Genomic DNA, 19,982 nt, shown 5'->3' with positions numbered 1-19,982 from the left:
TGCCCCTACTCGCGAACGACATATGTGTGGAATTTGATCCGCCCCTCGACCCGCTCCTGGAACACGCCCTGGACCTCGTAGTTGAAACCCGGAAACCGGTTGAAGGATTCCTCGAAGGCGAGGAAATAGTCGCGCATGGGTCGAGCGCGGTCGTCCCAGCGCTCTCCCGGCACGATCACGCCGATGCCGGGCGGATAGATCAGCGCCAGCGTTGCCGAAATGCGGCCGGCGGCTTCCGTCAACGACACATAGTCGACATTGTTGGCGACCAGCGCTTCATAGGCCTGCTTCGGAGCGATGGCCGGCTCCGGGAAGCTCTCCGAGCGGAAGCAGAGACGCTGCAATTCCTTGACGCCGGCATCGCGATAAAAGGTATGCATTTCGCGGCAGACCTGGCGGACCGTATAGCCGGCATAGCGCTCGCGATTGGCCGCAAAGACGGTCGGCAGCACCTCCTGCAGCGGCGCGTCGCGATCCCAGAGATTCTTGAACTTGACGAGTTTGGCGACGAGCGTGTTCAGCTTGCTCTCGTCTTCGGCTGGAGTGAGCAGGAAAAGCAGGCTGTTGAGGTCGCATTTTTCGGCGACGACCCGCTGCTCGCGCAGATAGTTGGCGACGACGGTCGCCGGAATGCCGAACTCGCGATATTCACCGGTCTTGCGGTCGATGCCGGGCGTCAGCAGCGTAAGCTTGTTCGGATCGACCATCGTGTAATCAGGCGCATATCCGGCATAACCGTGCCACTTTGCCTGTGGATCGAAACGCCAGCATTGCTGCTCGCGCTTGAGCACATCCGTGGACACATCTTCCCACCGTACGGCTTCGAGGTCGGTGGTATGTTTTGAGCCCGAAATGGTGACCTTGTCCGGCACGAAGGGATCGAAGAACCATTGCTCTTCCGTGCCTGCGGCTTTGGACTCGTAGTGCTCGACGAAACCGCGCAGCTTCTTGCGCACCTCGATCCCCAGTTCGATGCAGCGGTCCCAGAGCATCTCGCCCGCCTTGCCCTCATGCACCTTGGCGTTGACGTCAAGCGAGGCGAAGAGCGGATAGAAGGGAGAGGTCGAAACATGCATCAGCAGCGATTCGTTGAAACGCTTGTGTTCGACGAACCGGCGCTGGCCGCTGATATGTTCGTCCCGCTTGTGGATCTGCGATGCCTGCGAGAAGCCGGCGCCCTGCTTGTGCACGGATTGGGTGGAGAACAGGCCAGGCATGTCCGCCCGCAGGTCTTTCAGGCGCATCGGGCTGTGGCCCTCGAAGAGCGGATGAAAGGCGTTGTAGCCGATCCAGGCCTCGTCCCAGAGCACGTAGTCGCAGAGATGACCGATCTTCTCCATGACCTGCCGGACATTGTAAATCGTGCCGTCATAAGTCGCGAGCTGGATGCAGGCTAGGCGGAAAGGCCTCTCCGCCTGCGCGCGGCTCTTGTCGGTGACAAGCGGATGTTCCTCGATCTTTTGCCGCAGCCAGCTCTCGTCCCAGGCCGCCCAGTCGACCGCGCCGATCATGCCGAAGGAATTGCGGGCGGTCGGCAGATAGATCGGGATGGCGCCCGCCTGAACCAGCGCGCCCTGATGCAGGGATTTGTGATTGTTGCGGTCGAAGAGCACGAGATCGCCGCTGCGCAGCACCGCGTTGGCGACCACCTTGTTGGAGGTGCTTGTTCCGTTCAGGATGAAGTAGGTGCGGTCCGCGCCGAAGATGCGCGCAGCCTGCTTCTGTGCTTCGACGGCGGGGCCTTCATGGATCAGGAGGTCGCCGAGATCGACGTCCGCATTGCAGAGATCGTTGCGGAAAATGCTCTCGCCGAAATATTTGAAGAAGAGCTGGCCGGCCGGTGATTTTCGATAGAACTGGCCGCCCTGATGTCCAGGGCAATCGAAGGCGATATTGGCCTCGCCGTCATAGGCCATCATGCCGCCGAAAAACGGCGGCAGCAGCGACTTGCCGTAATTGACCGCGCTGGAAACGATCTGCTTGGCATAGAAGGTCGGCGTCTGCTGGCCGAGATAGACGAAGCCATCCACCTCGCCGGCCATCTCGACGACATCCATATCCGCAATCGTCAGCGTATCCGCCATTGCCCAGATCGGCGTGCGAAAACCGATATCCCTGACCGAGCGGAGAAAGTTACGTGCCGCCGGCAGCTTGCCGCCCTCGACCGAGCCGATATAGGCGCCGACGTCAGCATCCTCAGATACATCAGCGGAATAGTCGTGCCGCAGCTCCACCTGGAAGCCCTGGGCGGTGATCTGCGCCACCAGTTCCTGGGCCTGAGAATTGTCGCGGTCGATGACGGCCACGATCTTCAGCATCTTGTGAAACGGTATGGCGACCGTCGGAGACTTCACATCGCGCGGGATCATTCCTGCCCCTCCTCTGCAATGCAATCGACAAGATAGCGGCGACCGCCGTCACCGGGCAAGAATCGAAGGCCGTGGATATCCGTCTCGAAACCGGGGAACTTCCGGTCGAAATCACGGGCGTAAAGCAGATAGTCCTGAATGGATTTCGTCGACTGGGTGATCCGCTCGCCCGGCATGATCAGCGGGATACCCGGCGGATAGGGTACGATCATCACGGCGAGGATGCGGTTCATGAGATTGTCGATCTCGACGCTCTCGATCCGCCCCTTGACCAGCCGGTCATAGGCGTCGGCGGGACGCAACGCCATTTCGGGCAAGACGGTGTACATCTCGCGCTGCGCCTTCGGCACATCGTCCTTGCGGTAGATCGCATGGATCTGTTCGCAGAGGTCTTTGAGCCCCATGCCGCCATAGGCTTCCGGATGGGAGGCGGCGAGTGCCGGCAGCGCGCGGGTCAATGGCGCATTGGCGTCATAGAGATCCTTGAAATTCAGGAGCTCGGTGACGAGCGTGCTCCACTTGCCGCGCGTGATGCCCATCGAGAAAAGCACCAGGAAGGAATAGAGGCCGGTCTTTTCGATTTCTATGCGTCGGGAGGACAGGAACTTCGTGATGACGGCCGCCGGTATCCCATGCTCGTCCATCGCTCCGCTTGCCGACAGGCCCGGCGACAGAATAGTGACTTTGATCGGGTCGACCATGACGTGGTTTTCGGCAAGGCCGGTAAACCCATGCCAGGCATCATCCGGCTTCAGAACCCAGTCGGCATGGATATCGGTCGGCGTCTGCTCGGCGACCGTCGGCTCCCAGACGTCAAACCACCAGCTGCCTTCCGTCTGTTGCCTCATCGTGTTCATCGCCCGGCGGAAGCTGATCGCCTCGTCGATCATCTCCTGGACGAGCGCGCGTCCCGCCGGTTGCTCCATCATCGCTGCGGCGACATCGCAGGAGGCGATGATGCCGTATTGCGGCGAGGTGGAGGTGTGCATCATGAAGGCTTCGTTGAAGCGGGTGACGTCGAGCCGCGTGGTCTCGGCATGCTGGATGTGGATCATCGAGGCCTGCGAGAACGCGGCCAGAAGCTTGTGCGTCGATTGCGTGGCAAAAGTGATGGCGGTTTTCGAACGCGCCGGCTTCGTAGACGAAATCCCGTGGAAGCCATCGTAGAATTCGTGGAAATTGGCATAGGCGTACCAGGCCTCGTCGAAATGCAGCACTTCGACTGCGTCGCCGAGCGATGCCTTGATCGCATCGACATTGTAGCACAGCCCGTCATAGGTCGAGTTGGTGATAACCATCAACCGGACCTTGCCGCTCGTCTGCCCGGCAAAGGGGCTTGCGGCAATCTTGCGACCAATCGATTCCGGGGTGAACTGATCCTTCGAGATCGGGCCGATGATGCCGAGCCCGTTGCGCGACGGCGTGAGATAGATGGGAGTTGCGCCCGTCATGATCAGCGAGTGCAGGATCGACTTATGGCAGTTGCGGTCGCACAGCACCAGATCGCCGCGCCCCACCATGCCATGCCATACGATCTTGTTTGCCGTCGACGTGCCGCCGACCACAAATAGGGTCTCGTCGGTGCCGAAGATGCGTGCGGCATTGCGCTCGCCCTCGGCGATCGGCCCGACGTGATCCAGCAGCGAACCAACGCTGCCGACCGATACGGAGATATCGGATCGCAGCGTGTTTTCACCGAAGAAAGTATAGAAGAGCTGGCCGACGGGGCTCTTGCGGAAAGCGACACCACCCCCATGGCCGGGCGTATGCCAGGAATAGGCGCCCTCGAGGGTGTAGTCCATCAGCGCCTTGAACATCGGCGGCGGCAGCCGGTCGAGATAGTTGCGCGCAGCCTGCGCTATGGCGCGCGCCATGAATTCCGCCGTATCCTCGAACAGCCGGAAGAAGGCGTTGGCGTGGCGAAGCACCCCGGCCGGGACGTCTTCCGCGGTCGTTTCGTCGCCGAAGAGGAAAATCGGCAGGCGGTCGTTCCTCTGCCGCTTGGCGGCCAATACCTCTCCCAACAGCTGCCAGCGCGTGGTCTTGTCCTCGCTCCCGTCGACGGATACCAGCCAGCAGGATTCGGTGTTGAAGATATGCACGAGGCGCCGCGCATCCTCGTAGGAAACGCCGGAGACGATCCGGAAGCCTTCCTTTTCGATTGCGGCCGCCAGATCGCGCATGCCGCGTCCTGCGGCGCTCTTGCCATCAAAGTCTTCGTCGATAACGGCTATCGGAAATGCCATCTGGAATTCCATGCGTTCCTCCGGAAACCGAGGGTCAAAGGCCGTGGCCGCTCTGCAGCGACGCGTATCTCAGCTGGAGGGATCGTACATGACGGGTGATGCACCGTCGTTGATTGCAATCAACCTGAGGCAAAGGATTTCGATATCGATGGGAACGCTGACGTCGCCTGTTCCGCCTATTCCGCCCATTCCGCGTCGGCCGTGAAGGCGATCGTCAGCCAGCGATTGGCGCTCTCGTCTCCGATCGAGGCCCCTATCTCGTCGCGGAGTGCGTCCCATTCCTCTACCGTCTTTGCCGGAAGCCCTTCCGGTACGATGAAGTAGAGTTCGATCTGCATTGCGCGGCCGACCCGGGCGACATAGGCGCGGTGCGAAAGGAAGCCGAGGCGGCGAACCGTTTCCGAGGCGACGCGGTCGACATGCTCCTGGAGATCGACAGGGGCGATCAGCAGGATCTCGCTCAACGCCTTCCGGACAGTGCCGATCGGAAGCGGGATCATGACCAGGCAGACCAGCGCCAGAACCGCGGGATCCATATAGCTGGCGACCCATGCGACGGGCGTCGCCTGCACAGCCATGCCGATCAGAAATGCAATCAGCAGCGCTAACGCGATGCCGCCGGACATGATCCACGCCTTGATGTCGAGCGAGATGAAATCGGATTTGATGCCGGCATTCAGCCTGATGCCAAGGAAAGCCATGGCGGCGCAGACAAGCAGGGTCGCCGCAGAATAGGCGACCGCCATGCCGAATTGCAGTTCGTGGCCGCCGTTCAGGATGCTGATGATCGCGCTGATCAGTGCATACACGGCGACCGTCATCAGCAGGCAGCCATTGAGCATCAGCACGATGGGCTCCAGATGCCAGAAGCCCATGGTAAAGCGGTTTCGGATTCTGCCCGACTGCGCGTCGCTCTGGGTCGATTGTATGATGAGGCTGGAAACCCAGAGCGCAAGCCCGGTCATCGCCGCATCGGCCAGCGAATAAACGCCGTCGAAGGCGATGGAGAACGATCCGGAAAGGATGCCGAAAACCACGCCGAGCGTAGCGACCACAACCGTCGCCGCGATCGAGATCCTGAGAAATCCCTGCTCGCCTAACATCATTGTCCCCGCCTCCGACACCTTTCGTTCCAATCGTTTTATGCTGGTCGTGAAGGTGAGACGAGGTGTGAGACGGAGTGGGCCCCCTTTTTCCATTGCCGGCCGCAGCCGCGCCATGGCAACCAGCCAATCATGCGGTGGGCGCGCAGGGAAGGCCGCGCGGCTGCCCCAGCCTGAAATTTACCCGGCACAAATGCCGCTCATTTTGTATAGAAGGTCATATTGCCGTTGCGTGCCCGCGAGACCCATTCGATGTCGTTCGCGGTAAGCTTCTTGGCCTTGAGCTGGGCCGCAAGCCATTTGTTCGCGCGAATTGCGTCTCTGATGGCTTTGACATGTTCTTCACTTCCCTGCTTAGGGTGTGAGCCTGTCTCCGAAAAATCCGCCATCCTGTAGCTAACGATCGTGAATCGTCTGTCGTGATAGGTTCTCACCGCCTCGGGCAGATTTTCGCTCCAGTTCATTCTCCTATATTCGCGTCGATTCTGCTGGGCCTCGACCGGAGCAATTCCGGCGGCGGCAGTGAATACGGCAAGTCCAATGATCATGGCCATCTTCATCGCTCTTACTCCCGAGAACTAAATGACGTTCGGTGTCGAAGATAGCTCATGCACCGACGCCAAGCATTGAGTACGATCAATGCTGTTCAAGCAGGTACATTGCCGATGGCCCGCATATTTTCTGATGCTTTCAGACCGTCGCCCACTACGCATTGAACCGGATTGCGGCATCTGTTCTTTGGGAGGAAGATTGCGTCCGGGAACAGATGTCCGAGGCGATATCGGCGTCGGAAAGGATGTTTATCGGGAGGGGACCATGACAACGTCGCCAAATGGCAAGAGCCTCGGACTTGCTGCCTGCACCGCCATCGTGGTGGGAAACATGGTGGGGTCGGGCTTTTATCTTTCGCCGGCCGCAGTCGCGCCCTATGGCAACCTTGCGATTATCGTCTGGATCGTCATGGGCGCCGGCGCGATCTGCCTCGGCCTCACCTTTGCGCGCCTGGCGCGCCTTGTGCCCGCTGTCGGCGGCCCCTATGCATATACGAGGCTCGCCTATGGCGATTTCGCCGGCTTCCTGATTGCCTGGGGCTACTGGATTTCCATCTGGACGTCGCTGCCGGTCATCGCCATTGCCTTTGCCGGCGTCATGGTCGATCTCTTCCCTGCTCTCGGCAACCGCTTCGCCGCGACCGTGCTGACGCTTGGCGTGATATGGGCGATCGTGCTCGTCAATCTTCGCGGCGTCCATGCGGCGGGTGTCTTCGCGCAGGTCACCACCTATGCCAAGCTGCTTCCCTTCGGCGCCGTCGCCATCATCGGCCTTCTCTTCATCGACACCTCGCATTTCTCCGAATTCAATCCGAGCGGACAATCGCTGCTGCAGTCGGTCGCAACGCTGGCGCCGCTGACGATGTTCGCCTATCTAGGGCTGGAATCGGCGACCGTGCCTGCAGGCGATGTCGAGAATGCCGAGCGGACCATCCCCCGTTCGACCGTGCTTGGGATCTCGATCGCCGCCGCCCTCTATGTCCTGGGCACCATTGTCGTGATGGGCCTCCTGCCGCGCGAACAGCTCGTTCGCTCGGTTGCGCCATTCTCCCAGGCCGCGGGGATCATGTGGGGACGGCCCGGCGAGTTGGCGATCTCGATTGCCGTGCTGCTCTCCTCGATCGGCGCTCTCAACGGCTGGACCCTGCTGATGGGGCAGGTCCCGATGGCTGCTGCCCGGGACGGGCTGTTTCCGCCGCTTTTTGCGCGGCTCTCCGCGCGCGGCGTGCCGGCATGGGGCATGATCATCTCAGCCTCGTTCGCAACGCTTTTGGTGCTTGTCCAGGCGATCGGCTCCGAAGGTTTCGCGGCGGCCTACCGGCTCATGGTCGGTCTGAGCACCATGGCCGCCGTCATTCCCTATGCCTTCTGCTCGCTTGCCCGAAGCCTCGTTGCTGGTGCCGCCCATGGGCGAATGCCACGGGTGAGCGCAATCGAGATCATCGCCTTCGTCTTTGCAATCTTCACCCTCTACGGTTCCGGCGCCGAACCGGTGCTATACGGCCTCGTGCTGTTGATGCTCGGCATCCCGGTCTATGTCTGGCAAAAACGAAATGCGACTGGCGCCACAGACAAGGAGACGGCAGCAGGGGGCGCGATACCGCGCCCCCTGCCCTCTCAGGATAAGTTTGCTTGAAAGATCGGGCGGTCAGCTGTGCCAGCTCAGGCCGGCAAAATTTTCATTGATGATCGTTCCGCGTTCGCCGCGCACCATTCCCGCAATGTCGGCAAGCGATCCGATGGCCGCGGTCTTGCCACCGGCCCGCGCAAAATGGCAGGCGGCATCGATCTTCGGGCCCATCGACCCGGCCGGGAAGGAAAACTGCTTGAAATCGTCGGGACGGGCCTGATGGATCGCCTTCTGGGACGGCTTGCCCCAATCGGTGTAGACGGCCTCGGCATCCGTCGCCATGATCAGGAGATCGGCTTGGAGCTCGCGCGCCAGCAGCTCCGAGCACAGATCCTTGTCGATCACCGCTTCGACACCGATCAGCTTCCGGTCGTGGCCCTTTTCGTACATTGTCGGAATGCCGCCGCCGCCCGCACAGATGACGATGGTGCGCTGTTCCAGCAGCCATCGGACCGGGCGGATCTCAAAGATGCGTTTGGGCGCCGGCGAGGCGACGACACGCCGCCATTTTTCGCCATCCTGCTTGAAAACCCAGCCCTTTTCCTTGGCGATCCGGTCAGCCTCGGCTTTCTCATAGACCGGGCCGACGAACTTCGTGGGGTTCTGGAAGCCCGGGTCGGCGGCATCGACCTCCACCATGGTCAGCAGCGTGGCCAAAGGTTGCTCGAACGGCAAGAGATTGCCGAGTTCCTGTTCCAGCATGTAACCGATCATGCCCTCGGTCTCGGCGCCGAGAACATCGAGCGGATAGGCTTCCTCGGGTTTGTAGGCCGCCCCCTGCAGCGCAAGCAGCCCCACCTGCGGCCCGTTGCCGTGGGTGACGACGATCTCATGTTCGGCCGCCAATGGCGCGATCGCCTCAGCCGCGACGCGCGCATTCCGTCTCTGGGTATCGGCGGTCATGGCTTCCCCACGCCGCAGAAGCGCATTGCCGCCAAGCGCAATCACCACACGCATGTCAATCTCCCAGGGTCGCGACAAGCAGGGCCTTGATCGTGTGCAGACGGTTCTCCGCCTGCTCGAAGGCGACATTGGCCTCGGACTCGAAGACGTCGTTGGTGACTTCAAGTCCGTTGTCCATGCCGTAATCTTCGGCGATCTGTTTGCCGAGCGTGGTTTCGGTGTCGTGGAATGCCGGCAGGCAATGCATGAACTTGGTCTGCGGATTGCCGGTCGCCTTCATCAGTTCCTGATTGACCTGATAGGGCGTGAGCAGCTTGATGCGTTCGCGCCAGACCTCCTTCGGCTCGCCCATCGAAACCCAGACGTCCGTATGGATGAAATCGACGTCTTTGACCGCCTCCTTCGGATCTTCGGTGACCAGCAGGCGAGCGCCCGAGGCCTGCTGAAGATCCCTGGCGATCTTCATATATTCTTCCGAAGGCCACAGCGATCTCGGGCCGCAGATACGCACGTCCATGCCGAGCAGGCAGCCGACGATCAACAGCGAATGCCCCATGTTCGAGCGGGTGTCGCCGACATAGGCATATTTGATCTGGGCGACCGGTTTGTCGCTATGTTCGCGCATGGTCATGACGTCGGCAATCATCTGCGTCGGATGATATTCGTCCGTCAGGCCGTTATAGACCGGCACCCCGGCATAACGTGCCAGCGTCTCAACGCCCTTCTGCGCCGAGCCGCGATATTCGATGGCATCATACATGCGGCCGAGCACTCGCGCCGTATCCTTGAAGGATTCCTTATGCCCGATCTGCGAGCCGGACGGATCGAGATAGGTGACGTTGGCGCCCTGATCCGAGCAGGCGACTTCGAAGGCGCACCTCGTTCGCGTCGAGGTTTTCTCGAAAATCAGGCAGATCTCCTTGCCTTTCAGGTGTTCCTGCTCGGTGCGGGCATATTTGGCCCGCTTCAGATCGCGGGCGAGATCAAGGAGGTAACGGAATTCCCGCGGTGTATAGTCCTGCACGGTCAGAAGCGATCGATTGCGCAGATTGAAGCTCATGGTCTTGCTCCGTCAGCCTGTTTCGTGGATGGAAACGTCAGTAAGCAGGGTCGCGCCAGATGGGACATGTCATGCAGTGCCCGCCACCGCGGCCACGGCCGAGTTCGGCGCCGCGAATGGTGACGACCTCGATCCCAGCCTTCCGCAGAAGCGTATTCGTGTAGGTGTTGCGGTCGTAGGCGACGACGACGCCGGGCTCGAGCGCGACGACATTGTTGCCGTCATCCCATTGTTCGCGCTCGGCCTGGTAGGAATTGCCGCCGGTTTCGACGGTGCGCAATCGCGGCAAGTCGAGCGCCTCGCTGACGACATCGAGCATTGGTCGAGTTTCAGGATGAATCTCGAACGTGCCGTCGTCGTCTTTCGGATACATGCTGTAGCAGCGGACCTGGTCGACGACCTCGGCAAACAGCGTGACGACATCGCGATCGCAAAAGCTGAAAACGGTATCCAGGTGCATTGCCGCACGGCTCTTCGGCATCAGGCAGCCGATCACCCTCTTCGCGGCCTTGCTCCTGAACAGCGCCTGCGCCACCTGACCGACGGCCTGATAGGTCGTACGCTCGCCCATGCCGATCAGGACGGTGCCGTTGCCGATCGGCATGACGTCGCCTCCCTCCATCGAGGCGTTGGCGAACTGATTGTCTGAATCGCCCCACCAGATCTGGAAATCACCGCCGAGGAAGATCGGATGAAACTTGTAGATCGCACGCTGGATCAGCGTTTCGGCGCGTCTTGCCGGCCAGAACATCGGGTTGCAGGTCACGCCGCCGTAGATCCAGCAAGACGGGTCGCGCTGGAACAGGGTGTTCGGAATCGGCGGGATGACGAAATCCGTCTCCGGCAAGGCGCTGAGCATCAGCGACTTTGCCTTGACCTCAGGCAGGTCGGAGATTGCGATGCCGCCGATCATGAATGCGGCAAGCTGCGTGGGCGGCATTTCGTCAAGCCACGGCCGCATCGCCTCGGCGATCTGCGAGCCGAGCACATTCGGAGTAATGCGCCGGTCCAACACGAAATCGCGCGCCTGTTTGTTGGCAAGCGCCTGGCCAAGCAAGTCGTGGAGCTCGAGAACTTCAACGCCCCGTTCCTGCATCTTCAGCACAAAATCAAAATGATCTTTCTGAGCCTCATGTACCCATAGGACATCGTCAAAAAGCAGATCATGGCAGTTAGCAGGTGTCAGTCGCTGATGAGCCAACGACGGTCTGCAAACCATGACGGTTCTCAATTTCCCGACCTCCGAGTGAACCCCGAAACCACGCATGTGGTCCTCCTTCCGGCTTTCCAGATCGCGGCCGCGTCGGCCGTCCTTCGAAAAGCAGACTATTTCGGCCCGATCGGTCGTGTCATTGATCGCAGACAATCCACGGCACAGTATGTTGCGATCCTTCCGCCGCTTTGGGGTGGGAGGTCATTGAAGACCCGGAACATCGCAGCGATGGATTTGCCATAGGCGCCAATGGGTGGGATGAATGTCGAGCGCGTCGCCGGTCACCGCATTGATCCAGCCGTCGGGGAGACGCTGGCAGGGGAAAACCAGGGCATGGACGCCTTCGTCGTCGATGACGGCGAGCTCTATATCCTGTTCGAATGGAGCTTCGACTGGCAATCGCCACATTACCAAACCCTCCCGACGATCCACCGGGTCAACCGGACACGAGGTTGTCATTCCGGCACACCAATCATCCAACCGGCAAGTTTTGGCCTGACCGGCGATCAGCCGGCAAGTGTGGGTCTTGTCTGCGGAAATAGATCCGACGAGCTTTGGCCATCGCTCGATCGCCGATGTTCCTTGCGGCTCGCCCGCCCACGGGCGGCCCGGCCACTTGCCCGCTGTTTGTCACCATAGTGGAACAATGAGACGGAGGCATTGAGCCGGATCAATGGCGACGAAGTCGGACGACGCGCTATGGGTTTGCGCCGAAGGTTCGCGGAGCAAGACCAATAGAGGCTACGCGATACTACACGGATTACCCGCCCAACGGTGGTATTGTGACCTCATTCTGGAGGAAAAGACGGTCCATGGGCCAAGACTTCTCAATGGACGGAGGAGACCATCATGTCCATCAAGATGGCGCCGCCGCGCGTCGTCGCCGAAGCCAGTTCCACCGTCGCAGTCGTCGCAGGACAAGTCCGATCCGGGACGTCGCAGGTGGTGTCTCACGAGCCGGTGCGCGCCTTGCGCGAAGGAAACGACGGGCTACGGATGGACTGTATCCGGCAACTCCACGAACACATGCCGGACGCCGTGTTTTTTATCGATGGCCGCCATAGAATTTCCGGCTGCAACAAGGCTGCGGTTGCCATGTTCGGTTATGAAGAGCGCGAATTGATGGGCCGAAAGATCGGCCTCGTCTGGCATCCGACGCCGAATGTTCGATTGAATGGGCGTTGGGCAGACCACGGGGCGGTGCGTGCCGGTCTGGCGATCACCAAGAGCGGAGTTCAATTTCCGACCGCACTTACCATTATCAGGAAGGATGATGAAAAAGGCGTCTTCACTGCGGCGATTTTTGAGGACTTTCGAACCGAACGCCAGACCTTGCAGCAAGTTCAGGAGCTGCAGCAAGAGATTGCCCGGCTTGCAAGAATGACTGAGCTGGGGGAGATGGCGTCCACTCTTGCCCATGAGCTTTCCCAGCCGCTGTCGTCTATCGCGGCCTATTCAGAGGGGTGCGGGCGCCTTGTCATGGGCAAGCGTCGCCGGCGCGGTGAAGAGCTTCACGAAGCACTGCTGGAAATTACGCAGCAGGCGCTCTGGGCAGGAAGTATCGTCCAGAACGTGAGAGAATTCGTCGAGCGTGGCGCTTCAGAGAGGAAACCGGAGGCGATGCACGAACTGATCCATAGGGCGACAAGGCTCGCACTCATTGGGTCGCGGCGAAAAGACCTTCACACCGACTTTCGGCTCGAAGCAGTGAAGAACACCATCCTTGGAAACCGCGTTCAGATCGTGCAAGTGCTCACGAACCTCGTTCGCAACGCCTTGGAGGCGACCGAGTGTGTCGAGCAGCCCTTGATTACGATCCGGACAAAAGACAATTCCTCGTATGTCATTGTCGACGTGTCCGACAATGGCTGCGGGATTGCAGCCGAAATGGAAGAGTCGTTGTTTCGTCCTTTCGTGACCGGCAAGCCGCATGGCCTTGGCATGGGCTTGGCATTGTCCAAGCGCATTGTCGAGGCGCATGGAGGCCGAATAAGCGCGCGTAGAAGTACAGAGAATGGTTCAGTCTTCTCGTTCTCGCTTCCGCTGGTGGAGACAGAAATCGATGGCGAACGACCTTACGATCCATCTCGTCGATGACGAGGAGGTATTGAGACGATCTTTGACATTCTTGCTGGTATCGGCAGGGTTTGCCGTGCGAGCACATAGTTGCGCAAAAGCATTTCTGGATATTCTGCCGCTTTCGGGCCGAAACTGCCTTGTGACGGATCTGCGCATGCCTGATGTCGACGGCATCGAATTGCTCCAGCGTCTGCGCCGGTTCGGCGTGGACGTTCCGGCGATCGTCATTACCGGCCAGGGCGATATCGCTGCAGCCGTTCAGGCGATGAAGGCGGGAGCGTCGGATTTCCTCGAAAAGCCTCTCAGGGAGGAAGCACTGATCGCGGCGATCAATCTGGCAATGGGACAAAGGCGGCCAGGCAGCGCAATCGCCGGTTCCGAAAGCGTCGCGGCACGGGTTCGTCAACTCACGGACCGCGAACATCAGGTTCTGATCGGCGTGCTCGACGGTCTGCAGAACAAGATGATCGCCTATCATCTCGGCATCAGCTCGCGCACGGTGGAGGTCCACCGCGCCAATGTCATGGCCAAGATGGGAGCTCGCAATCTTGCAGAGCTCATGCGCATGGCCATCGCCATCGACGCGGTCGAGCAGTCGACCGAAACCGGACGGATCTCACCGGCCAACACCTGGCCAGCCTGCGCGCGATAATTCGAAAAGCGGTGCTTGCAACTGGACGCTCCTCAGATATGATGCTTTAGAAAACGCTTATATAATTGCGTGATCTTGTCGTAGGGGCGATCATGAGAAACGCAACAAAGATCGATGTATTCAGCAGTCTTGGACCGACGGCTGAGGAAATCTGCCGGCAAGTCGAGCGAATTCTCGCAAGTGAAGAATTTCACGCGCCGAAGCGCGGGCGAAATTTTTTGGAATTTGTTGTCAGCGAGACGCTCGCTGGTCGATCAGGTTTCCTGAAGGCATTTACCATTGCAAATATGGTTTTTGGTCGGGAAGCGTCATTCGACCCGCAGAATGATCCGGTCGTCAGGATCGAGGCGGGCCGAATACGAAAGGCCCTGGAACGTTATTATCTCGTCGCAGGCCAGGCGGATGACGTCATTATTACGGTGCCGAAAGGCGGATACGTGCCGCATTTCGAATACACCCGCGACGCGCCAATGCCGGCTCGGCCCGAAAAAGACCCGGAAAATCCGCGGATCGGAGAATTTGCTGATCAAGATCATTCACCTCATGAGGCGCGCCGTCCGCCGCCGATTGCTCGTGGTCTCGGAACCGGTCTGCTGGCCATTCTTCTTCTTCTCGCCCTTGCATCGGCATTTCTTGTGGCGGGAAGTGCCCCGATCAGACCATTGCCGACGCATAAACATACCTCCCCGCCGACGGTAGCTGTCGAGGTTTTTGCAGAGAGCAACTCCGTCGATTCCAATTCGGATATCGCCCGCGGCCTGAGAGACGATGTTATCGGCCAGCTTGCCCAGCTCGAAGACATCGTCGTGGTCGCCGATCCGCCGCCGGGTGATCATGCCGCTGCTGCCGACTACGCGCTTCAGGGCAACGTCCAGACGGATGGAAGCCGGTTGCGCTCCGTTGCCAGGCTGGTGCGTCGGGCAGACGGGGCCGTCATCTGGGCCAATAATTTCGATGCCGATCTTCGCGCTCAGAACAAGCTCTGGATTCAAACAAATGTTGCCCGGCAAATCGCCAGTGCGATAGCGCAGCCCGACGGCGCCATCTTTCAGGCCGAAACAGCCATGATCGCGCAGGCGGCGCAGAAGGCAGACCAGGATGCCCGTGCCTGTATCCCGGCCTACTATAGCTATCTCCAGGCGATGACTTCGCAAAGCCATGGCGCGGTGCGCGAGTGCCTGCAACAGGCTATCCGGCGCACCCCCGATAATGCGACGTCATGGGCGCTCTTGTCCCTGGTCTATCTTGACGAAATCAGATTTCGCTACAGGCTCGGCACACCATCTTCGGCCAAGCCCCTCGAATTGGCAACGGCTTCGGCGCAGCGGGCGGAATCGCTGGCGCCGGATAATCCCCGCGTGCTTCGCGCCGTTATGCTGGTGAACTTCTTCCGTGGAGATATCGACAAGGCGCTGGCGGCCGGGACGGCGGCCTATGGCGCAGATCCCAACGATGTCGAAGTTGCGGGCGAGTACGGCTTGCGATTGGCGATGTCGGGCAAATGGCAATCGGGTTGCGAGTTGATATCGATCGCGCTTGACAAAAATGCCGGCCCCAGTGGCTATTACGAGGCGGGTATGGCGATGTGCGCATTTATGAGAGGCGATATCGAAGCGGCAGAACAATGGTCGCGAATATCGGATCTCGACGGCAACCCCATGCGCCGCCTTGCCTTGTTGTCCATTCTCGGAGCCGCGGGGAAGATGGAGGAGGCCAAGTTGGAGCAGGATTGGCTCCAGTCCCACGCACCGGCATTGATGACGAACATCCGCCAGGAGGTTTCGCTGCGCTTGCAACGCCCGGCGGATCAGGAAAGGTTCTTTGCCGGCCTGCGCGCCGCAGGGGTGGCCGTTGACCTGCCATCGGGAGGATAATGGCACGAACGATCCGGGTGGACGGTCCCGCCGGCGATGGGAAGGCGGTCGCTTGCTAGGGGGCTATGGAATCGGGTCTGCGCCACTCAGTTTCTGGTTGCTTGAAATTTCCATAACGATTTGAGCGGCAATTTCGTCCTCGACATCGAGAATGGTTTGATCGCGCAACTCGCGATCATATTGATTTGCCCAGACGACCGTGCCGTCGGCGCCGTTGATCAGGCGGACATGCAGATGCAGGACTGTGCCCTCGACAAGGATGCTTCCCTGCAGATTGAACAGCGAGCCGGTCGTCTCCATCCCGGATCGATCGGGAGCAAGCACGACGAGGTTGTCCACTTTCATGAGCTTGGCGATCAGCTGATCGGCCAGCCCCTTGGCAAAATCCGCGCCGCGCGCAGTACCGCCGAGGGCTGCGAAGGGTTCGACAACAATCCTGGTTTTGCTTTTCAACGTCGAGACGGCAGCCGGCGGCGTTTTCGGCGGCGACAGGTAGGATTCGAGCGGGCGGATGAGGGCGAGTACCGCCATTGCGCCGAAGAGCGCGGGAATGCCGATCGGCAGGAGAAGATCGCGATATCGCATCGATCGCTGATGCCCGGGATGGCGGTGCCTGTTCTCCCGATTTGGCGCATCGGCGGCCTCGACGTTCGAGGTGTCTTCATCGCTTGAAAAATGTGGAGCATAGCCCCCTTTGGGAATGGTGATTTGTATCGGGTCGCTGCTTCCGCAGACGAGATAGTATCGTTCAAGGGCGCGACGGATCCGCCCGGCTTCGATACGGACAACCGGATCGTTCTGTGCATCGAAGGAGGCATCGCGGCCGAACACGGCCTGTGCAATTGTAAAAGCCTTGAGCTGTCCGGCGTGGCCTTCAAGCGTCTCTTCCACAATATATTGCAGGAAGCGGCGCCCGCGTTCAGGCGCAAGAAATTCCGGGCTTGCGAGTATACGATCAAGCTGCGCGCGAACGCTTTCGGTATCTTGACGTGCCTGGCTGCCCCCTCCCTCTTCCGGTGCCATCTAGACCTCCCGCGATACCGCCGTATCACTCTCAAGGGGTGGAAGCATTATACACCCATCGGCGGTCGCGTGCTTCCGTAGCAATACGTAAGGGGTATCTCGAATACCGAGGCACGCAGCGATTGCTTATGCTGAACGCGGATGGGGGACGACGCACATGTTCCAGGGTCACGCGATCGGAAAATACACAACGGTTCCCGCCCACCACCATGGAGCGGTTTCCGCGACGGCCAAAGATCAGTCGATCAAACTCAGCGCCGACGAAACGATCTACAGCGAAGGCGAATATGCCCTTGCCATCTACCAGGTCGAAGCAGGCGCCGTGCGGATTTACCGCCTGACGTCGAGCGGCCAGCGGCATATCCTATCCTTCTGCGGCAAGGGCGAATGGTTCGGGCTCGAAAACGGGAATGTCCGGACCGATTTTGCAGAGGCCATTTGCGAAACGCGCGTAAGGCCGTTTCGCACCAATCAGGACGCAGTCGTCCCCATCGATCTTTTGCACATTGCCCTGACGAACCTGGAAAAGGCGCAATGCAAACAACTCATCATCAGCGAGCAAAGCGCCTTGAAGCGCCTTGCAGCCTTCGTTCAGGAGATGGCCGACCGCCATCCCGAGGATCCGGAATTCGATATGATGATGTCTCGCAGCGATATTGCCGACTATCTCGGGCTGACGGTCGAAACGGTTGCCCGCTCTTTTACGAAGCTCCGGGAGAAACGCATCCTTCGTCTTGCCGGCAAATCACAACGGATTGTACGGCTTCTCGATCGCGATGCGCTCGTCGCCTTGACGATTTAGCAATGCAGAGTGTGACAGCGGCCTTTGCGAATCTGACGATACGCGCGGCGCTGCAGGCTACGATAGAGGATTGAACCATGACACATGCGTCCCGCCGAAAATCGATCGCATTGGCCAGTAGAGTTCTTGCAGGCCTGGTCGCCGCGCCGACTCTGGTCGCAGCTTTTCCACTGCACGCCGTCCATGCCGAGGATGATCCCTTCTCTCAGTTTCCGTTGGTCATCCATTGCAAGTACAACGAAACCTACCATGCCTTTTACATATCGCGTGTCTCGCAAGACGGCGTGGCGACCTATGTCGCATCCGATCGGATCGCCGGCACGATCACGCTCGATGGACAGGCAAAGGCGATCGGCGGCGCCGGCGGCGGCAGCTGCGTCGGCAAGACGCTGGTGGAGCTTCGTGCGTCTCAGCAGGCCTATGATCTGAAACCTTAGCGCATCGGCCCGAAAATCGGAATCGATTTTCGGAAAGCACAATGCGACGATTGAACGTGTTGGAGTATCCTTTCATCTGCCGTGGCCGGCGAGGTCACTTCGCCGGCGTCGCCGATTTTGCCGCCTGCTGCGCAAGGATCGCTTGAGCGGCCGCCGCGCCGCCACCCTTGTCGTCGCCTCCGACTTGCACCGTTGGCTGCGCGAATGCGATGCCGTTGGCCAGGAACAACTCGCGAATCTTGGCATAGGCTTTGCGACGGATATAAGTCTGCATGCCCGGAACCGTGGTCATGGCGAAGCTCAACACGATGCCGTAGTCGCCGAACTGCTCGACGCCCTTCATTTTCAGCGGCTCGATGAAGTGCTGGCCGAGTTCCGGATCTTCCATCAGATCGGCTCCGACCTTCTTGGTCAGCTTGCGCGCCTTGTCTATGTCGGTATCGAATCCGACGGTGATCCTGAACTTGTCGATCACCCAGTCCCGGCTCATGTTCTCGACGGCACCCAATTCGCTGAACGGCACCGTGAACACCGGGCCGCGATGATGGCGCAAACGCACCGAGCGCAGGCTGAAGCTCTCCACCGTCCCCTTGTAGTCCTTGGCCTGGATGTATTCACCCACACGGAAGGCGTCGTCGAGCATGTAAAAGACACCGTTGATCACGTCTTTGACCAAAGTCTGCGAGCCGAAACCGATGGCGACCCCGAAGATGCCCGCTCCGGCGATCAGCGGTCCGATCTGCACACCCAATTGGGCCAGCACGATCAGCCCCGCCATGACCGCGACAGCAACGGCCAATGCATTGCGAAGGATCGGGAGAAGTGTCCGAAACCGCGCGCGTCGGGCTGCGTCGGCCGGCGCAAGCGATGTCGTGCTGGTCGATACACGCAGCGTTCGATCGATCCAGCCCCGCGCCACTTGCCAAAGAAGGTCGGCGACCACGAGGATCAGGACGCTCTTCAGGCCGCCGTAAAACAGAGCCGCGATCATCGGGTCGCGCCGACCCAGCGTGTCTGGATTGAGACGCCAGACAAGCGCCAGCCATCCCACGGCGAGCGCGATAACTGCGGCGCGCGCACCGCGGGCGACCAGGATACCGCGCAGGCTGCCGGGATCGCTGGTGAAGGACAGCGCCATGCGGCCGACGGCATTCAGGACCGCCGGCAATATCAGCGCGTAGATGCCGATCCAGAACAGGCCCTTCATATTGAGGCACCAGACGAGCCACAGGACGACGAGGAAAGCCGTTAGCGCCGCCTTCCAGGCGCGGCTTCCTTCCCAGATCGACCACACGGCCTCGATGGCAAAAAGCAGCCCAATCACGGAGAAGCAGTAGCTGATTGCGTCGCTGGCTTCAGGGGAAACGCCGAGCGGCTCGCCGACGGCTGCTGTCGCGCTCGCAAAGCTGATGAGCCCGAACAGGATCAATAGCCTCATCCGCAGCGACGAGCCCATCGCTACCGCGGACAGGAGTGCAGCCGCCAATCGAAACAGGATGAAAGCCGAGAGATAGGCAAGGAGCGTCACTCGCGCGAGCGGCGGCCATTCGACCGCGAAAAAGACGATGCCCATCGCGCCGGCGAATATGCCGACTGGGATAAGCCGGCCAAACAATGCCTCGCGACGTGCGGCGAACCTGCGATACACCGCCTCGGCGGCGAGACCAAAGGCGACCAGACCGCCGAATATGACGAATACCGGCGCATAGCCTCTGTCGGCAGCTTCGCGCCTTGCTCTCGTTGCCGCCGCCGTCACCTCTGCCGGAATCGCCGGGATCGCCGCCAGAATCGCGTTCACACGCCCCCGCACGCCGGCCTCCCACCTGGCCAAGGCCGAATGGCCGGCCGGTGAAACGGATGGCGCGGATCCGCTCTCCTGCTTGCGGCTATCGAGCCAGACTTTCACCTCGGGATCCTGCAGCAGGCGCACGAGTTCGTCGATCTTCTGCTGAGGGCTTACCGGTGGCGTTTGCGCCAAAGCGCTCAATGCGAAGAAAAAGGCGGCGGTGAAGGAAAGCAGCCATTTCAACCTGAGACTCC

Annotated in this window: 16 protein-coding genes; 6 read left to right on the top strand and 10 right to left on the bottom strand. The window is 60.2% G+C overall.

Going from position 1 to position 19,982, the window contains the following annotated elements; all coding sequences use genetic code 11:
• Positions 1 to 5 precede the first annotated feature (5 nt).
• From speC to EEQ99_RS10195, 4 genes are all read right to left on the bottom strand, one after another.
• A complete protein-coding gene (gene speC / locus EEQ99_RS10210) occupies positions 6 to 2,369 on the bottom strand; it encodes an ornithine decarboxylase (protein ID WP_028757846.1) in 2,364 nt (787 codons plus the stop codon).
• Positions 2,366 to 4,627: an Orn/Lys/Arg family decarboxylase gene (locus tag EEQ99_RS10205; protein WP_097594258.1), complete on the bottom strand. Its 2,262-nt coding sequence runs from the start codon at positions 4,625 to 4,627 to the stop codon at positions 2,366 to 2,368. Before EEQ99_RS10205 ends, speC begins: the two co-directional genes overlap by 4 nt.
• A 164-nt stretch (positions 4,628 to 4,791) precedes the next feature.
• Positions 4,792 to 5,718 (bottom strand): cation diffusion facilitator family transporter, encoded by a 927-nt coding sequence (locus EEQ99_RS10200; protein ID WP_028757844.1) that lies wholly within the window; start codon positions 5,716 to 5,718, stop codon positions 4,792 to 4,794.
• Positions 5,719 to 5,918: 200 nt separating this feature from the next.
• Positions 5,919 to 6,278 carry a hypothetical protein gene (locus EEQ99_RS10195; RefSeq protein WP_244604781.1) on the bottom strand — a complete coding sequence of 120 codons (360 nt, stop codon included), beginning with the start codon at positions 6,276 to 6,278 and terminating at the stop codon, positions 5,919 to 5,921.
• A 256-nt stretch (positions 6,279 to 6,534) separates the two neighbouring features.
• On the opposite strand from EEQ99_RS10195, the gene EEQ99_RS10190 reads away from it, so the two are divergent.
• Positions 6,535 to 7,905 carry an amino acid permease gene (locus tag EEQ99_RS10190; protein ID WP_028757843.1) on the top strand — a complete coding sequence of 457 codons (1,371 nt, stop codon included), beginning with the start codon at positions 6,535 to 6,537 and terminating at the stop codon, positions 7,903 to 7,905.
• Positions 7,906 to 7,917: 12 nt separating this feature from the next.
• On the opposite strand, the gene arcC is transcribed toward EEQ99_RS10190, so the two are convergent.
• From arcC to EEQ99_RS10170, 4 genes are all read right to left on the bottom strand, one after another.
• Positions 7,918 to 8,856, bottom strand: a complete 939-nt coding sequence (gene arcC, locus EEQ99_RS10185; protein ID WP_028757842.1) for a carbamate kinase — start codon at positions 8,854 to 8,856, stop codon at positions 7,918 to 7,920.
• Between the two features lies 1 nt (position 8,857).
• Positions 8,858 to 9,862, bottom strand: coding sequence for an ornithine carbamoyltransferase (locus tag EEQ99_RS10180; RefSeq protein WP_028755964.1), 1,005 nt, complete (start codon positions 9,860 to 9,862; stop codon positions 8,858 to 8,860).
• A gap of 37 nt (positions 9,863 to 9,899) precedes the next feature.
• Positions 9,900 to 11,129, bottom strand: coding sequence for an arginine deiminase (gene arcA, locus EEQ99_RS10175; protein ID WP_063475211.1), 1,230 nt, complete (start codon positions 11,127 to 11,129; stop codon positions 9,900 to 9,902).
• Positions 11,130 to 11,276: 147 nt separating this feature from the next.
• Positions 11,277 to 11,483 (bottom strand): hypothetical protein, encoded by a 207-nt coding sequence (locus tag EEQ99_RS10170; protein WP_028755968.1) that lies wholly within the window; start codon positions 11,481 to 11,483, stop codon positions 11,277 to 11,279.
• Between the two features lie 441 nt (positions 11,484 to 11,924).
• Between EEQ99_RS10170 and EEQ99_RS10165 the strand changes: the two genes are divergently transcribed.
• The 3 genes from EEQ99_RS10165 (at position 11,925) to EEQ99_RS10155 (ending at position 15,680) form a co-directional block, all read left to right on the top strand.
• Positions 11,925 to 13,172 carry a two-component system sensor histidine kinase NtrB gene (locus tag EEQ99_RS10165; protein WP_127430346.1) on the top strand — a complete coding sequence of 416 codons (1,248 nt, stop codon included), beginning with the start codon at positions 11,925 to 11,927 and terminating at the stop codon, positions 13,170 to 13,172.
• Entirely contained in the window at positions 13,138 to 13,806 is a 669-nt protein-coding gene (locus EEQ99_RS10160) for a response regulator transcription factor (RefSeq protein WP_028757838.1), read from the top strand. The genes EEQ99_RS10165 and EEQ99_RS10160 overlap by 35 nt, the downstream gene beginning before the upstream one ends.
• 92 nt (positions 13,807 to 13,898) lie before the next feature.
• Positions 13,899 to 15,680 (top strand): hypothetical protein, encoded by a 1,782-nt coding sequence (locus tag EEQ99_RS10155; protein WP_174824445.1) that lies wholly within the window; start codon positions 13,899 to 13,901, stop codon positions 15,678 to 15,680.
• Between the two features lie 63 nt (positions 15,681 to 15,743).
• Here EEQ99_RS10155 and EEQ99_RS10150 read toward each other — a convergent pair whose 3' ends face one another.
• On the bottom strand, positions 15,744 to 16,703 hold the full coding sequence (locus EEQ99_RS10150) for a membrane protein (protein ID WP_028755965.1): 960 nt from the start codon (positions 16,701 to 16,703) through the stop codon (positions 15,744 to 15,746).
• 157 nt (positions 16,704 to 16,860) lie between these two features.
• On the opposite strand from EEQ99_RS10150, the gene EEQ99_RS10145 reads away from it, so the two are divergent.
• Both EEQ99_RS10145 and EEQ99_RS10140 read left to right on the top strand, forming a co-directional pair.
• On the top strand, positions 16,861 to 17,505 hold the full coding sequence (locus EEQ99_RS10145; protein ID WP_127430344.1) for a helix-turn-helix domain-containing protein: 645 nt from the start codon (positions 16,861 to 16,863) through the stop codon (positions 17,503 to 17,505).
• A gap of 77 nt (positions 17,506 to 17,582) precedes the next feature.
• Positions 17,583 to 17,942, top strand: coding sequence for a hypothetical protein (locus EEQ99_RS10140; RefSeq protein ID WP_127430343.1), 360 nt, complete (start codon positions 17,583 to 17,585; stop codon positions 17,940 to 17,942).
• A 94-nt stretch (positions 17,943 to 18,036) separates the two neighbouring features.
• Here EEQ99_RS10140 and EEQ99_RS10135 read toward each other — a convergent pair whose 3' ends face one another.
• Complete coding sequence (locus EEQ99_RS10135; protein WP_127430342.1) at positions 18,037 to 19,971, bottom strand: mechanosensitive ion channel family protein; 1,935 nt, start codon at positions 19,969 to 19,971, stop codon at positions 18,037 to 18,039.
• Positions 19,972 to 19,982 lie beyond the last annotated feature (11 nt).

Source organism: Rhizobium anhuiense, assembly GCF_003985145.1.
Taxonomy (GTDB): Bacteria; Pseudomonadota; Alphaproteobacteria; order Rhizobiales; family Rhizobiaceae; genus Rhizobium; species Rhizobium anhuiense.
Note: the sequence above shows the minus strand (reverse complement) of the source record. Positions and strands in the feature narration are given on the sequence as shown.

Coding starts and splice junctions, on each gene's coding strand:
- EEQ99_RS10170 (WP_028755968.1), bottom strand. CDS start 11,483: ATGTGGCGATTGCCAGTCGAAGCTCCATTCGAACAGGATATAGAGCTC.
- EEQ99_RS10160 (WP_028757838.1), top strand. CDS start 13,138: ATGGCGAACGACCTTACGATCCATCTCGTCGATGACGAGGAGGTATTG.
- EEQ99_RS10195 (WP_244604781.1), bottom strand. CDS start 6,278: ATGAAGATGGCCATGATCATTGGACTTGCCGTATTCACTGCCGCCGCC.
- EEQ99_RS10205 (WP_097594258.1), bottom strand. CDS start 4,627: ATGGAATTCCAGATGGCATTTCCGATAGCCGTTATCGACGAAGACTTT.
- arcA (WP_063475211.1), bottom strand. CDS start 11,129: ATGCGTGGTTTCGGGGTTCACTCGGAGGTCGGGAAATTGAGAACCGTC.
- EEQ99_RS10140 (WP_127430343.1), top strand. CDS start 17,583: ATGACACATGCGTCCCGCCGAAAATCGATCGCATTGGCCAGTAGAGTT.
- EEQ99_RS10150 (WP_028755965.1), bottom strand. CDS start 16,703: ATGGCACCGGAAGAGGGAGGGGGCAGCCAGGCACGTCAAGATACCGAA.
- arcC (WP_028757842.1), bottom strand. CDS start 8,856: ATGCGTGTGGTGATTGCGCTTGGCGGCAATGCGCTTCTGCGGCGTGGG.
- EEQ99_RS10200 (WP_028757844.1), bottom strand. CDS start 5,718: ATGTTAGGCGAGCAGGGATTTCTCAGGATCTCGATCGCGGCGACGGTT.
- speC (WP_028757846.1), bottom strand. CDS start 2,369: ATGATCCCGCGCGATGTGAAGTCTCCGACGGTCGCCATACCGTTTCAC.
- EEQ99_RS10155 (WP_174824445.1), top strand. CDS start 13,899: ATGAGAAACGCAACAAAGATCGATGTATTCAGCAGTCTTGGACCGACG.
- EEQ99_RS10190 (WP_028757843.1), top strand. CDS start 6,535: ATGACAACGTCGCCAAATGGCAAGAGCCTCGGACTTGCTGCCTGCACC.
- EEQ99_RS10180 (WP_028755964.1), bottom strand. CDS start 9,862: ATGAGCTTCAATCTGCGCAATCGATCGCTTCTGACCGTGCAGGACTAT.
- EEQ99_RS10145 (WP_127430344.1), top strand. CDS start 16,861: ATGTTCCAGGGTCACGCGATCGGAAAATACACAACGGTTCCCGCCCAC.
- EEQ99_RS10165 (WP_127430346.1), top strand. CDS start 11,925: ATGTCCATCAAGATGGCGCCGCCGCGCGTCGTCGCCGAAGCCAGTTCC.